The sequence below is a fragment of the Paraburkholderia sp. BL6665CI2N2 genome (genome assembly GCF_004366535.1).
In the GTDB taxonomy this organism is placed as follows: Bacteria; Pseudomonadota; Gammaproteobacteria; order Burkholderiales; family Burkholderiaceae; genus Paraburkholderia.
Genome location: NZ_SORC01000003.1, coordinates 1 through 15,080, shown reverse-complemented (window position 1 = coordinate 15,080; position 15,080 = coordinate 1). Strand labels below are relative to the sequence as shown.

Genomic DNA, 15,080 nt, shown 5'->3' with positions numbered 1-15,080 from the left:
CGTCGCTCAGGCACCGGAAAAAGCCGGCACGACAAACAGATAGACAAAGCCGACGAAGCTCCCGGCCGTCAGGAAAATCACCACCGTGAAGCCAAGTACCCGTTGCACGCCAACGCCTGCAATCGCGACCACCGGAATGGCCCAGAACGGTTGGAGCAGGCTGCCCGCCATTTCTCCGGCAGCGATTGCCATCGAGGTACCCGGCAACGAGGCGCCGAGATGCATCGCTGCGGGAATCGTGAAGGGACCCTGCACTGCCCAGTGACCGCCGCCACTCGGAATGACGAGCGTGATCAGGCCGGACGCGAGATAGCTGAGGAACGGAAGTGTCGTGGCCGACGCGACATGGATGTACGCGTTGGCGATGACCTCCGCGAGACCCGTTGCGGCCATGATCCCCATGATCCCTCCATAGAACGGATACTGAAGCAGCATGGGCCCGGTCACCTTGGCGGCCTCGGTGACCGCGCCGACGTAGCGTCGCGGGCTGCCGTGCAGACACAAGCCCGCTAGCAGGAAGATGAAAATCACCGTGTTGATATCGAGACTGACGCCGTGGCGCGTCCATTCGATCGCCAGATACGCGGCACCGGCCACCACGAATACCAATGCGCAGAGCCGCGAACTTTCGAGCGCCCCGGCGACCGAATGCTGGCGCGGTGCGTCGTCCAGTTCCGCCGCCTTGTCCGCGGCTTCGAGCGCGTCTTCTTTGGCTGCGATGATGTCGCTATCAGCAGGCCGCATCAAAATGAAGATCACTGGGATCAGCAACATGGCAGCGAGGCCGGTCAACAGGTTCCAGAGCGAGAACACCGTATGCGACAGCGGCACGACCATGTGTGTGTGCTGCTCGACCAGATTCAGCGGATTACCGGGCGAAGCAATCGAGAGGGCAATCGAACTCGACATGCCGGTAAATGCCCACAACACCCACGAGCTATACCCCGCCGCGACGAGCCAGGCAAAGTCCACCCGAACGTGTTTCGCGACCTGCTTCGAAAGCATCGCGCCGACCACCAGACCAAAACCCCAGTTGAGAAACGTCGCGATTGCACCGACCGTGAACACCAGGATCACGGCCGAACAGGGTCCCACCGCGAGTCGGCTGATACTTTGCAAGCCAGCCTTGATGACTGGCGCACTGGCAAGCGCGTACCCGGTGACAAGCACGAGCACCATCTGGAACGCGAACGTGAAGATGCCGAAAATGCCCTTGTACCAACCGCTCAAAATGACATCCGGCGTGCCCTTCGGCGCGAATGCAAGCGCACATAACGCGGTCGTGACCGTCAGGAGAATCACGATCACGAAAGGATCGGGCATCAAACGCTCGAATAGATAAACACACGATGCAACGGCGCGCTGCATCAACGACCTTCCGCTTGGCCGGGCATGCGACGACGGTGGCGACGCGACGCCTAGCGGCGCCGGAGTTTCATGAGTTTTCACGGTTTGTCTCCAGGCATTGTGCCGAATACTTATGGTGTGCCGGACATTCGCTCCAGCATTGCGGAGTGCCGGCTCCCGCAACACCGTCTACGTGAAACCATCGCGCGCGGCGCAAGCTGCACGAGCGCGCGACGTCGAACTTTCGCTCAGGTCGTGACCGGCTCCTTGACGGCTACCGCGGCTTGGGCAGGCACGATCTGCAACTCGCGCTCCTTGCGTTGCAGACCCATCAGAATCTGGCGGGCACGGCGCAATGCCTTGTCGGTTTTGAGGAAGAGTTCGGAATAGCCATCGTCAGGAAATTCCATCATCTTTTGCTGGCGCTCGAGTGCCCACTGATCCTGCGCGACAACCTCCGGGAACATTTCAGCAACGCGTTGGGCGGTCGGCATTGTCGGGTCGCTCAAGGTTCTGTGCGAGTTCTTGCAGGACACGGACCACCGCCAGACCAGATTGCGTTCGTCGACCGGCATATGCAGATGCAGCAGCGTGTAGCCACGTTCCTTTTCCGTGCCGAGTTCTCCCGGCGGAGCCACGCGCATCACGACGCGAGTGAGCCCCGGCGTCACCATGCAATGGGTATGAATCCGCTCGACGGTGTCGTAGAGAAACCATTCCCGCAGATACGGTGGCTGCTGATAGCTGTCGACGTGCCGCGTGGTTTTCACGTACGTATAACCTTCGCTATCGCCCTCTTCCAGTTCGACCGGAATCTTGCTGTTCTCCTTGTCTCCGATATTGCCATCGTGCAGCGGATAGAAATGCGTGATGTCGAGCAGATTTTCGATCAACAGCAGATAGTTAGCGGGCACATGCAATGGCGCGGGTGAGCCAATCGACAGATTTTCGGCGTCGAGAATCTCCGGGGTGCGCGGCGGCGCCACGCGCTGTGCCGCGGCCGGGTTGCCAGGCCAGATCCACACGACACCGTCCTGCTCCCTCACCGGAATCACACTGAGGCGCGCCTGCGGCGGGATCGGCTTATCCGGCGCCGACGGGATCGCTATACATTTGCCACTCGTGTCGTAGCACAGCCCGTGATAGGCGCACTCCAGACGCCCGCCGTCCAGCAGCTTGCTCTGCGATAGCGGGAAGCGCTTATGGCAGCAGCGATCGTCGAACGCGACGACTTCGCCTTTATCGGAGCGCCACATCACGACCGGCCGCCCGACGATCTTGTGCCCTTGCAAACCGCCCTCGGGAAACTCGGATGAAAACCCGATCGGATACCAGCAATCCTTCACATAGTCGAAAGTGCTCATGGTGAGGCCGTCTCCAGTTGGTTTTTGAGGCGAGCGCGCAGCGCCGGCATGATGTCGATACCTGAAAAGGTAAAACTAAAGATCTAGAACGAGCGACCCACTTTTCGCGCGGCTGCAGCAGATCATGATGAATTCCGCGCGGTCGTCTTCATCGAGGACCGAATCGCGATGCAGCGGATCACCCGACAGATAACGCGTCATGCAGGTACCGCAATATCCTTCGCAGCACGAGGTGTCCACTTCGACGCCTTGCAGCTTCAGCGCATCGACAATCGTCTCGCCGGGATGCACGGTAAAGCGCTTGTTAGAGCGTGCCAGTTCGACGTCGAAAGGCTGTTCGGGATCGTCTCCGGCGGTTCGCACCGGTGTCCCGGTCGCCGAAAAACGCTCGTAGTGAACGGCATCGCGAGACCAGTGCGCGCTCGCGACTTCGATCGCATCCATCAGACCGGCGGGGCCACAGTAGTAGAGATGCGCACCGTCGGGATGGCTTTGCAAGGTCGCGTTCAAATCGAGGCCTTTGCTCGGGTCGCCATTGTCGTAATGGATCGATGCGAGACCACTCGCGACGAGTCCACACAGCTCGCGGGTGAAGGCCGTTCGTTGCGGGGTGCGTGCGCAATAGTGCAGATGAAACGCTTCGCCGCGACGCTGCACTTCCGCGATCATCGACATGATCGGCGTGATGCCGATTCCACCGGCAATAAACAGATGCTTCGTGGCCGAGGTCGACAACGCAAAATGATTGCGCGGCGCCGACACAGTTACGATCTGTCCGGCGCGAAGCACGTCGTGCATCGCGACCGATCCGCCGCGGCCGAGTGGATCGCGCAGCACTGCGATCACATACCGATGACGCTCGGTGGATGGATTGCACAGCGAGTACTGGCGAATCGATCCATCTGGCAAGTGCACGTCGATATGCGATCCCGGTGTAAACGCGGGTAAGGTATCGCTGTCTACGCTGACGAATTCGAACTGATTGATGTCGTCCGCGAGATACGACACCGCCTGTACGCGCACCTGCAGTTTCGACGGCGCAATAGGCTCCTGGCGCACGAGTGGGGACTCGTGCAGTGCGACTGCATTCATGTCTTCCTCCATGTGCTGCTCTGGGGGCAACTTGGAGGCCGCTAGTCAAATCGATCAGGGCGCCGTTGCTTTAGAGAAAGAGTAGATGCGTCGATCTATAAGAACAAACGATTAATTTTCGGGTGCATGCATCAACTTTCTTGAACTGATTTGACGCGATGCAGCACACGAGTCATGCCCTTATTGTCTGTCGAAAGTACTCACTTCGCGGGCAAGCTCGGCCACTGCGCGGGCGAGCGAGTAGGAATGTCCTAATGGAAAAACGGCGACAAACTGAACCGGATCGAGTCGCGGCAAGGCGTTGACGATCTTCAGCTTGCCGCTTTCGATCTGATCCGCGTAGTGTTTGGCCGGCAGATAGGCGACGCCCATTCCCGCCATGGTCATCGACGCTGCCACGGCCACGCTCTTGCAGCGCGCGAGATAACGGCAGCGCACATGTTCGTTCTGAAACCAGTCTTCGATCGCCGAGTAATGAAACGACTTCGATTTCATGCCGATGATCGGATACGCGGCGAGCTCCTCAGGGCCATACACGCGGTCTTCGATGCCCAGTGCTGGACTCGCCATCCACTCGAACGCAACCGTGCCCAGTGATAGCGTCGACAAGTCCTGCGCGCGCGAGTGCCCCGGCGCCAATACGAGCTCGAGCTCAGCCAGCTGGAGGCTTTCCATCAGCTCCGCCGTCAATGCCTCTTCAATTTCCAGGCGCACATTGGGGTACCGCTCGGCGATGGTGCGAATCAATTCCGGCAACCAAGTGGTCGTGATGACTTCGGCGACACCGAAGCGCACCGTGCCGAACACCGACTCCTGCGCGGCGATCCGGTGTTCCAGTTCGGTGGATAGATCGAGGATTCGACTTGCGTACTCCATGAGCTCACGGCCTTTGGGCGTGAGACGCGCTGTTCTATGGGTTCGATCGAATAGCTCGACGCCTAGCGCACGCTCGAGTTCCCGCACGCGCATGGATACGGCGGATTGCGTTGCGTACAGTCGCTCGGCGGCCGCTGAGAAACTGCCTAGCGTCACCGTCCAGAAGAAGGTCTCCAGTTGCTGCAATGTCACGTCCGCCTCCGCACGCTTCGTATCGACGAAGCTCCGTCCGACTTTTTCCGGACAGTGTACGCACCTGCGCGACGCTCGTAAGCGGTGGAAAGTCCTGGTGCTGCGCTAGCGCGGCGCCCCGACCCCGTCTTCGGCGGGTCCGTTGATATCGAGCATTCTCAACGCGAGTTCGTTGAGGCGTTCGGCAATGGTGGTGGGTGTCAGGCGGCCCTCGGGTTTCATCCACAGATAGCTGTAGAAATACATGCCGAGCACGCCTTTCAGCACGATCGGATCGTAAGGACGAAACAACGCCAGTTCCGCGCCGTCGACCATGGCATCGCGCCAGACCTTTTCGTACTTGCTATGCAGCGCGAGTACTTCCGAGTGGCGCGGCTCGGTTAGCGACTGGATCTCGCGAAAGCACACCGTCAGTTCCGCCTGGTGCGAAGCAATCTTCAGCACCAAGTGCCGCCCGAGCATCCGCACGCGTTGAGCCGGGTCGGGTTCCGCGCGGGCAACTCGCTCACCAAAATCGGCGAGATCCGCGATGTATTCCTTGGAAATGTCGTAGAGCAGATCTTCCTTGCTCTTGATGTGGTGATACAGCGCGCCACGGCCAAGCTGCACCGCGTCGCCGAGCTCGGAGATACCAATCGCATGGTAGCCACGCTCGGCAAACAGCCGCGCGGCGATCTGCAGAATGCGACCGCGCTGGGACTGGGTGCCTGACCGCTCATCCGTGCTCATCTTGTTGACTCCCTCGACCGTTGACTTTGCCTGTGTCCGCCCTGCCGGATTCGCGCAAGCCTCCGCGCGAGATCCACCGTAGGGTTCAAGCAATCATTGTACCGGTCAGTCCAGAGGCTTGCCAACCCGCCGTAACGCCGGCCAGAAGCCCCACAGCCCCAGCACCGGACCGGGCAACAACAGCCATGCCGAATCGAGGCCTAGCCGCTCGAACAGCGTGGTGGCAAGTGCGATCGATACCACGGTGATCGCAAAGCCAATCGAGTTCTGAATAGCGAGCGCGCCGCCGACCAGCTCAGGCAAACATGCTTTCGCCGAGAGCGCCGAAAACTGCGGCGAATCCGCTATGACTGCCGCGCCCCACACGAGCAACACAATCAACAGCGCCTCCGCCGACAGGGTCCGCCAGCCGCACACGAACACGACGCTGCACGCCCCCGACAACGCCAGCGCGCCGGCCGCCACGCGCGCGCTGCCGATATGGCGCGACAAGACGCCCCCCAGCATGCAGCCGAGCGCGCCACAGCCGATGATCAGAAACGACAGCCCCGGCACACCGCCGAGCGCAAAGTGCGTGTCCAGCGCGGCCTTGGCAACGTAGAGCGGCACGACGGTCCAGAACGCGTAAAGCTCCCACATGTGCCCGAAATAGCCGAATGCCGCGGCGCGAAAGCGTGGCACACGGAACGCCGCCATCACGCCGGGCCGATTCGCGTCACTCGGCCCCAGTCGACGCGCGGACGGTTTCAGATGCGGCCCGTCGCCGAGCACATGAATCAATACGGCGCCGCCCAGCGCGAGGACCGACGATGCGAGGATCACCGCCTGCCACGGCAGATTCGTGCCGATCAACCGGAGGCCATGCGGCAACGCCGTCCCGAGCGTCAGCATGCCAACCAGTTGCGCGAGCGCAGAGCCGGTGCGCTCCGGCGCCCAGCTGACAATCAGCTTCATCCCCAGCGGATAGATGCCGGCCAGCGAAACGCCGACCAGAAACCGGAATGCCGTCGCCGACGCCAACCCTGTTGAGAGCCATGCGAACGCCGCGTTGAAGACTGCCCCGGCGATCGCGCAGCAGACGAAAATCGTGCTGGCACGAAACCGGTCCGCACAACCGCTGAGCGACAGGGTCAAGGTGCCGAGAATGAAACCGACCTGCACCGCGCCGGTCAGCAAGCCGATGTCGGAGGCACTCGCATGCCACGCCCGCATCAGGTCGGCGGCCGCGCTATTCGCGCTGAACCACAGCGAGGTGCCGAACAGTTGTGCGATCGAAATCGTCGCGACTGGACCCAGCCATCTGATCAGCACCTGATGAAGCGATCCCCCGCTGACTGCTTTCGATAAATTCATGGTTGAAGTGTCGGATTGAAAAAGCTGAAAGGCCCGCTTACGCGCGGGCCACCGAGGTTATTCGGCTGGCGTACTGGTCAGCACGTCTTTCCAGGTGTCTCGCGCAAGCACCGTGGCGATGGTACTGATCACGCCGAGCCCCATGATGTACAGACTAATCCCCCACGTTTCGCCGTGATTGATCTTCAAAAGCCACGTTGCGATCATCGGCGCCAGACCGCCCGACAATACCGCGCCGATCGCATAGCCGATGTTCGCGCCGCTCAACCGCACTTTCGTGCCGAACAGTTCCGAAAAGTAGACGGCCTGCGGTCCATACATTGCGTCGTGCAGCACATTCAGACCAATCACCATGGCGATGGTAATCAGCACAACCGAGCCCGTCTGCGCCATCCAGAAGAAGGGCATCACGAACAGGGTGGACGCGACCGTGCCGAACAGGTAGACCTTTTTCCGGCCAATCCGGTCGGAGAGATAGGACCACGCCGGCAGCGTGACGAAGCCGATCACGCTGGACAGAATGATGGCTTCCAGTCCGACCAGCCGGTCGAGCTTCAACGTGCCGACGATATAGCTCAGCATGAACACGCTGTACAGGTAGAACACCGCGTTTTGCAGCAGCTTCATGCAAATGGTCAGGTAAAGCGCGCGCCGTTGCGTGCGCAACATCTCCATGGCCGGCGCCTTCGACTCCTCGTTGCGCCGTTTCATCTGTTCGAACACCGGCGACTCGTGCAGTTTCAGGCGGATAAACATACCGATCAGCACCATCGCGATACTCGCGATAAACGGAATGCGCCAGCCCCACGCGAGCAGATCGGCACTGCTCATGCTCGCCGAGACGACAGCGAACACGACCGTCGACAACAACAGGCCCGCCGGCACGCCGATCTGCGGAAAGCTGCCATACAGACCGCGCCGGTTGGACGGCGCATGCTCGACGGCCATCACCACGGCCGAGCCCCACTCCCCGCCCACCGCGAAACCTTGCACGAGCCGCAGCACGCACAACAGCACTGCGGACCATGCGCCGATGCTGGCGTAGGTCGGCAGAAAGCCGATCGCGATCGTGCTGCCGCCCATCATCCATAACGACAGGACGAGGATTTTCTTGCGCCCGATCCGGTCGCCGTAATGGCCGAACACCGCCGCGCCAACCGGACGCGCCGCGAAACCCACCGCGTAAGTAGCGAATGCTGCGATCGTGCCGACCCAAGGGTCCATCGACGGGAAAAACAGGTGCGGAAACAGCAGCGCTGCGCACGTTCCGTACAGGTAGTAGTCGTACCATTCAATCGCTGTCCCGATCAGGCTCGCAAACGCCACCTTACGGTGCTCGCCTCGGGTTTGTGCAGCAGCCGCACCGTCTACCGCTGCGCCTCCATGCGCGACACGTGCCGTCATCGCCGTCTCCTTTAATTTAGTTTGGACTACGAAATTGATAACCGAATTCTGGATCGGGCTGCCGCTGCATGGGCCGCGGCAAGCCTCCGGTTCAGTCTTTCAGAAGCGGCGTCGTGTAGGTAGTCGCGGTACCGCTGACGCAGACCTCACCCTTCTGATTCTTGATGAACAGTTCGATCGTGCAGATCGGTTTGTCCTCACGCACGGTCTTGACCTCGACGCGGCCGGTGATCGTGTCGCCTACGTACACCGCTTTGGAGAACTTCATCTCCATGCCCAGAAAGACGCTGCCCGGCCCCGGCAGATCCTCGGCGACCAGCGCGTTCAGAATGCCGGTCGTTACGCCACCCTGAACGATCAGGCCGCCGAACATCGAGCCGCGCGCGAGCGCCTCGTCGTAGTGCAGTGGATTCCGGTCGCCCGTGATCTCGGTGAACAGTTCGATGTCGCGCATGCTCATCGTCTTGTTGCGCTCGGCGACAGCGCCTGCCTTGGGCATACCGCGGATCGTGCCAGTCCAACCGTTTTTTTCGCTCATGTCTGCTCCTTCCCGTTTATTGACAATCGGTGTTGTCGATCAACACCGCAAGACCTTGCCCGCCGCCACCGCATAGCGAAGCGATGCCTCGCTTGACACCACTCCGTTTCATTTCGAGTGCCAAAGTCAGTAGCAGACGAAAGCCCGATGCGCCGAGCGGATGGCCGATCGCGATCGCGCCGCCATTCACGTTGATGACATCCGCGGATAAGCCGAGATCGCGCGCCGAGGCGATGGCCACCGACGCAAAGGCCTCGTTGATTTCGTAGAGATCGATATCGGCGGCGCGCAGATTCTGCTTGTTCAACAACAAGCGGATCGCCGCAGCCGGCTTCAGGTGCAGCGTCGCATCCGGTCCCGCAACCCAGGCCCAGTCGACGATACGCGCCAGCGGTTGGCGTGCCGCGTGCGCCAGCATCGCGCCGCTCACGACGATGCCCGCGCTCGCGCCGTCGGACATTTGCGACGCGTTGGCCGCCGTGATCGTGCCGTCCTCGGCGAAGGCCGGTTTCAATGCGGCAAGCTTCGCCAACGACGAATCGCCGCGAATACCCTGATCCGACGTGACGACCACGCCGTCGCTAGTGACCGGCAGCAGTTCGCTTTCCTCACGAAATGCCGCGCTACGGGCCGCGCGTTGCTGGGACATGACGGCCCATTCGTCCTGTTCCTGCCGTGTGATGCCGAGTTCGCGATTGCACTGCTCGGACAGATCGCCCATCGACAGGCCGGAAATCGCGCACTGCAAACCGTCGCTTTGCAGCGCGCTTCGCCATGACGCGTCCGGCGGATCGAACTCGCCGGGCGCAAGACGCGCGGCGCGCGACATCGAATCGAATCCGCCGACGAGGTATTGACTACCCTCGCCGCCGCGGATCCGGCGAGTCGCATCGCAAACCGCTTCGAGGCTGGCCAGGCAAACGCTATTCAACGTCAGCGCGGGTGTCGATGGATCGACGTCGGCACGCACCGTCGCGATACGTGCGGGGTTTTGCCCTAGCCCCGCCTGCACGACGACGCCAAACAAGGCCGCATCGGGCCGCGCTGCCGATGGATGCCGCGCGATCATCTCGCGAATCACGTGCTGTCCGAGTTGCAGCGAATCGAGCGCCGCCAGAGCGCCACGGTACTTTCCGAACGGCGTGCGCACACCATCGAGCAGATAGGCTTGTTGCGCGTCCGCGCTCATGTCGCGTCACTCCCGCTCGTGGCATCGGCACACCTAAGTTGCGGTTCGAAAAACGGCAGTACATGTTTTCCGACCTGCGTGCAGCGCGCTTTCACGGCTTGTCCGACCTCGACCGAATCGATGGCGACGCCGATCAATTGGCTCAGCATCGTGGGGCCTTCTTTCAATTCGATCAACGCGATCACGTAGGGCGCAGCGACCGCCCACGCGAAGTGACCCGGACGATGAATCACCGAGAAGCTTTTGACCACGCCTTCGCCACTCGCGCGGCGCCATGTCGTGTGCTCGCTCCAGCAATGCGGACAGAATTCGCGTGGATAAAAGAAGAAACGCCGGCACGCATCGCACTGTTGCAACGCGAGTTCGTCATCGCGCGCCGCCGCCCAGAACGGTACGCTGATTGCCGTCATCGTCGGACCGGGCACGGCGAGGTTGTCATAAGATTCGATCATGCGTCCGCTCCCAATACGAGGGCGATGGCTTCACTGACAGTCGCGCCATTGCCGGTGACGAGCGCCGTCTGCGCGTTTGGAATTTGCCGCGCGCCGGCTTCGTGACGCAACTGCCGCACCGCTTCGACGATATGCGTCATGCCGCCTGCCAGATCCGCCTGACCGCAGCCGAGCTGACCGCCATGCGTATTCAGCGGATAGTCGCCGTCATGCCCGAACGTGTGCTCATCCATCCAGCGTCCGAATTGTCCCGGCGCGCACAGGCCGGCGTCTTCGATGGTCAGTGCCACCATGATCGTGTAGCAGTCGTAAAGCGACAGCAGGCTCATGTCGGCCGCACGCAGTCCGGCGCGCGCGAGCGCGTGCTCCATCGACGGCTTCAACGGCCCCGAGGTCAACGAGGGCGCCTGGCTGATCGCGCGATGCGTGAGCTTTTCGCCGGCGCCGAGCAGATGCACGGGCGGATGCTTCAGCGATTTCGCGCGTTCCGGACTGACGACGACCACCGCCGCGCCGCCCGCCACCGGCATCACGATCTCGAGCAGATGCAGCGGGCTGGCGATCATCGGCGACGCGAGTACTTCTTCAATGCTCGCGGGCTGGCCGTAGAAGATCGACTCCGGATTGAGTTGCGCGTTGTGTCGGGCAATCGACGCGATACGCGCGAATTGCCGCGGTGTCGAACCGAATTCGGCCATGTGCCGCTGCATCGGCAACGCGTAGGAAACATTCGCACCCGACGCACCGAACGGCACGTCGAACTCGCGAATCGGATTGCGGTTCGGAGAGCGCGGCTGTTCCGCTTCGCGCACATTCGCCAGCACGCAGACCACGGCCTCGCACATGCCGGCGGCAATCGCAGCCGACGCTCGCCACACCATGCCTGCGCCGCTCGCGCCGCCCAGGTCCACCACGTTCGACATGCACGGTTGCATACCGAGGTATTCGGCGACCGTGGCCGGTACGTGCTGCGGCGTTTCGCCGACCTGCGGACCGACGAGCAGGCCGTCGATCGCGTCTTTGTCGAGACCGGCATCGGCAACGGCGAGCCGCACCGCGTCGGCGATAAAGCCGAGCGTCGTCGCGCCTTCCGTGCGGCGTACCGGTTTCAGTTCGCCGATGCCGGCGATTGCACCCATCGAGCGACGGTTCATACGTGCTCCTCGATTCGCAGCGCGACGTATTCATCGAGGCATCCTGGGTTCGCGAGCGAGCCGAGGTTCTTCACCGGTTTGCCCGCCACGATCGAGCGCGCCGCGCCTTCGACGCGCTTGCCGTTGATCGTATAAGGCACGGCCGTGACCTGATAGATATGGCGCGGCACGTGACGCGGGGATGCCTTCTGCCGCACCTCACTGCGAAGCCTTGCGACGAATGCGTCATCCATCGCGCAGCCTTCTTTCATCACGACGCACAGCACGACTTCCTCGTCGTCGGTGATCGCGCGACCGAACACGATGCAGTCCTGGATCTCCGGCTGCGCTTCGACGATCCGATAGATTTCTGCCGTGCCGATCCGCACGCCGCCCGGCTTGAGCGTCGTATCGGTGCGGCCGTAGATGATCACCGCGTCGCTAACCGTCTGCTCGGCGAGATCGCCGTGCGTCCAGATGCCTGGACGTGCTTCGAAGTACGCCGCATAGAAACGGGCGTCGCCGCCCTCGCCCCAGAACGTCAATGGCGCGCTCGGGAACGGCTCGGTGCAGACGAGATCGCCCTTGCGGCCGATCACCGACGCGCCACGGTCGTCGAGAACGTCGACGGCCATGCCGAGCCCCTTGCACGCGATCTCGCCGCGCAGCACCGAATGAAGCGGTGAGCCCAGCACGAAGCAACCGATGATCTCAGTGCCGCCGGAAATCGATGCGAACATCATGTCCTGCTTCACTGCGCGATAGAGCCAGTCGAACTGCTCCGCCGACACCGGCGCGCCCGCCGACAACACGCTGCGTAGCGCGCCCAGATCGTGACGGCGGCCGGGTTCGTAGCGGGCCTCGGCAAGCGACGCGAGATAACGCGGACTGGTGCCGAAATGCGTGACCTTCGCCGCTTCGGCAACCCGCCACAGAACGCCGTTATCGAGTCCGTCGTCGCGTTTGACGATTGCCGCGCCGTCGTAAAGCACCACGGCGGCATGACTCGCCAGTCCCGAGATGACCCAGTGATACATCATCCAGGCGGTGTTGGTGTACCAGCTCATCACATCGCCGGGACGCACGTCGCAATGAAACATATGTTCCTTGCGATGTTGCAGCAGGACGCCGCCTGTCGTATGAACGATACCCTTCGGCAAGCCGGTCGTGCCGGAGGTGAACATCACGTACAGCGGATGCTCGAACGGCACGCGTTCGAACGTGAGTGAAGCTCCGGGGACATCGCACATGGCGTCCCAAGTCAGGCAATCGACACCGCTGGCGGCGAATGGGCCCGCGTCGGCGGCGGTGACGACCAGATGTTCGAGGCCGCTCAAGCCCTTCATCACCAGCGCAAGGTTGTCGTCGAGCGAGAAACGCTTGCCGTTGTAGGTGTAAGCGCGCGCGGCGATCAGCACTTTAGGATTCACCTGACCCGCGCGGTCGATGATGCCGGGCGCGCCGAAGTCCGGCGAACACGACGCCCATACCGCGCCGAGCGAAGCGGTCGCGAGCAACGCGACGAGCGCGTCGACGTTATTCGGCAGAATGCCCGCCACACAGTCGCCGCGCGTTACGCCCAGGCGCTTCAATCCGTGCTGCGCCCGCGCGACCAACCCGCGCAGTTCGCCCATCGTCACCCGGCGCCGGATGCCGTCTTCGTCGGCTTCAATCAGGGCGAGCCGCGCGTCGTCGCCGCAGAGCAGATTTTCGGCGAAGTTCAGCGAGGCTTGCGGATACCAGCGGGCGCCGAACATTTCGCTGTCGCCGGTGCGTTCGAGCGCAACGCTGCCGCGTTCGCCGATCACGCCGGTGAAATCCCACACCGCGTTCCAGAACGCATCGAGTTCGCTGATCGACCAGCGATGAAGGGTGGCATAGTCGGCCGGATCGAAACCGTACGCTGTCGCGAAGCGCGCAAGGTTCGAGTGAGTGAGTTCGTCATGCCCTGGCTGCCAGAGCGCCGCGATATCGCTTTTCATACGTCTCCTGAATGCCTGAGATGGCTTTAATTGTGCTGGAAGTTCAATGCCCTATGTCGCCTTCGATCAGAAATAGAACCGACTGATCGGTACAGTATGCCGCGTACTCCGTATTGTCAAAGAATTTCGCTGTGGGGTTTACGACGATCCGGGCGCAGTGCGGGACGCGTCGGGCGCCTCACATTGAGTGCGCCGCCGGGCGTCAAAGATGTGCCGCGCTAGCCACCTGCACGCATCTGCGCGGTCACGTGAATAGGCTGTAGCGTGCCCGCCGGTTAACGGACACAGCTGTAATTTTTGCAATTGAATGTACCGTTCAGTCGGTACAAATTATGTCCCAGGAGTTGATGGTTCGAATTCGAGATCGCCAACGTCCAGATGAGGAAAACTTCAGGGACACGCAAGCCAACGGCTCTGACAATCACAGCGCCCGCTATCGAGTCCGTCCTGAACAATTCGTTTGCCGACCACCGGCGTTACGGCGATAGCGCCGCGGCAACCGTGCGGTTGAACAAGGCAGGGAGAATGAAGAGACAAAGAAGCCGCAGCTTCCAGACATGAGCTGACCGCTTCTTCTTCAAGCTTCGATCAGCCCATCCTAAAGCCCGTCGACCTGGCGCCGCTACGCAGCGCCAGCCTCCATCGCAGAACAATCCCGAAGTGACGATTACGCCGGAGTAACATCATTCTGTGAGGCAACACGACCGGCCAAAACAATTGTCGCTGCCCACCCGATCGTCGAGCGATCTGGCGAACGCCAAAGCATGAGCGTAGCCTCAGCCGTGAATTCCAAGGGTGCTTTCTGGTTCGACACTTACCCCGGCGCGCTCACGGGCGAGCTGTTTGTCGTCCCGGCCAGGCCTCGACTTCTGGTCACGCTGGCCCGCAGGGATCCGAAAACACCCCTGGTCGCGAATCTCGACCAGGACAGCACCGCGGGCATTACCGGAACCGATGACCGATGCCGGGAATCGATGGCCATGGTAGAGCGATTTCGTCTTTTTCATCACTTCATCTTAGCTGACCAGCCCGCGAACGTGACAACGCCTTTGCACGGACGCAAAGCGCGACAAGACAGAAACGAGCTTTACCGCATACCACTTGCCGCTTGACGCGCGGCTGACGGCGACACGTGTCGCACCACGAGAAGAACGATTGCCCCTTTTAGCCTCATTCCTTCGTCTGCGTGCAGGGTGGCTGATCGCATGATGAAAACCCTAATGGCGAAAACGGTGAGTCAACATCAGAATCAGAATAATGATTCTGATTTAATGACCCGGGCGCTATCACCACGGCCCCTACCCTTAAGGAGATAGCCTTGTTCGCTGACGTCACAAAATATTCCACCTCTTCGGCCGGTAGCCACGTTCCGGTTAGCGCCGAAACGCCGGCACGTCGACACGCGCCGACACGCGCGATGCTCACCGAC

12 protein-coding genes and 1 pseudogene are annotated in these 15,080 nt (G+C 61.6%); 1 reads left to right on the top strand and 12 read right to left on the bottom strand.

Translation table 11 applies throughout. The annotated features are described in order from the left end of the window. Positions 1-6: 6 nt before the first annotated feature. From B0G81_RS41510 to B0G81_RS41455, 12 genes are all read right to left on the bottom strand, one after another. Positions 7-1,368: a TIGR00366 family protein gene (locus tag B0G81_RS41510; RefSeq protein ID WP_134144100.1), complete on the bottom strand. Its 1,362-nt coding sequence runs from the start codon at positions 1,366-1,368 to the stop codon at positions 7-9. A gap of 227 nt (positions 1,369-1,595) precedes the next feature. Continuing rightward, the gene (locus tag B0G81_RS41505) at positions 1,596-2,711 is read right to left on the bottom strand and encodes an aromatic ring-hydroxylating dioxygenase subunit alpha (protein ID WP_134143909.1); all 1,116 of its coding nucleotides are present in this window, start codon (positions 2,709-2,711) and stop codon (positions 1,596-1,598) included. A 75-nt stretch (positions 2,712-2,786) separates the two neighbouring features. Beyond that, entirely contained in the window at positions 2,787-3,803 is a 1,017-nt protein-coding gene (locus B0G81_RS41500; protein WP_166679207.1) for a PDR/VanB family oxidoreductase, read from the bottom strand. Positions 3,804-3,983: 180 nt separating this feature from the next. Next, complete coding sequence (locus B0G81_RS41495) at positions 3,984-4,871, bottom strand: LysR family transcriptional regulator (RefSeq protein WP_134143907.1); 888 nt, start codon at positions 4,869-4,871, stop codon at positions 3,984-3,986. A gap of 105 nt (positions 4,872-4,976) precedes the next feature. Then, positions 4,977-5,600 (bottom strand): TetR/AcrR family transcriptional regulator, encoded by a 624-nt coding sequence (locus tag B0G81_RS41490; protein ID WP_134143906.1) that lies wholly within the window; start codon positions 5,598-5,600, stop codon positions 4,977-4,979. 105 nt (positions 5,601-5,705) lie between these two features. Further along, on the bottom strand, positions 5,706-6,953 hold the full coding sequence (locus B0G81_RS41485) for an MFS transporter (RefSeq protein WP_134143905.1): 1,248 nt from the start codon (positions 6,951-6,953) through the stop codon (positions 5,706-5,708). Between the two features lie 57 nt (positions 6,954-7,010). Continuing rightward, the gene (locus tag B0G81_RS41480; RefSeq protein WP_134143904.1) at positions 7,011-8,357 is read right to left on the bottom strand and encodes an MFS transporter; all 1,347 of its coding nucleotides are present in this window, start codon (positions 8,355-8,357) and stop codon (positions 7,011-7,013) included. A gap of 91 nt (positions 8,358-8,448) precedes the next feature. After that, complete coding sequence (locus tag B0G81_RS41475; RefSeq protein ID WP_134143903.1) at positions 8,449-8,895, bottom strand: MaoC family dehydratase; 447 nt, start codon at positions 8,893-8,895, stop codon at positions 8,449-8,451. Positions 8,896-8,911: 16 nt separating this feature from the next. Beyond that, positions 8,912-10,084, bottom strand: coding sequence for a thiolase family protein (locus B0G81_RS41470; RefSeq protein ID WP_134143902.1), 1,173 nt, complete (start codon positions 10,082-10,084; stop codon positions 8,912-8,914). After that, a complete protein-coding gene (locus B0G81_RS41465) occupies positions 10,081-10,536 on the bottom strand; it encodes a Zn-ribbon domain-containing OB-fold protein (protein WP_134143901.1) in 456 nt (151 codons plus the stop codon). Before B0G81_RS41465 ends, B0G81_RS41470 begins: the two co-directional genes overlap by 4 nt. After that, positions 10,533-11,690 carry a thiolase family protein gene (locus B0G81_RS41460; protein WP_134143900.1) on the bottom strand — a complete coding sequence of 386 codons (1,158 nt, stop codon included), beginning with the start codon at positions 11,688-11,690 and terminating at the stop codon, positions 10,533-10,535. Before B0G81_RS41460 ends, B0G81_RS41465 begins: the two co-directional genes overlap by 4 nt. Continuing rightward, positions 11,687-13,651 carry an acetoacetate--CoA ligase gene (locus tag B0G81_RS41455; RefSeq protein WP_134143899.1) on the bottom strand — a complete coding sequence of 655 codons (1,965 nt, stop codon included), beginning with the start codon at positions 13,649-13,651 and terminating at the stop codon, positions 11,687-11,689. Before B0G81_RS41455 ends, B0G81_RS41460 begins: the two co-directional genes overlap by 4 nt. 731 nt (positions 13,652-14,382) lie before the next feature. On the opposite strand from B0G81_RS41455, the pseudogene B0G81_RS41450 reads away from it, so the two are divergent. Beyond that, positions 14,383-14,499, top strand: a pseudogene (locus tag B0G81_RS41450) (IS630 family transposase); the annotation flags it as partial. Positions 14,500-15,080: the final 581 nt, after the last annotated feature.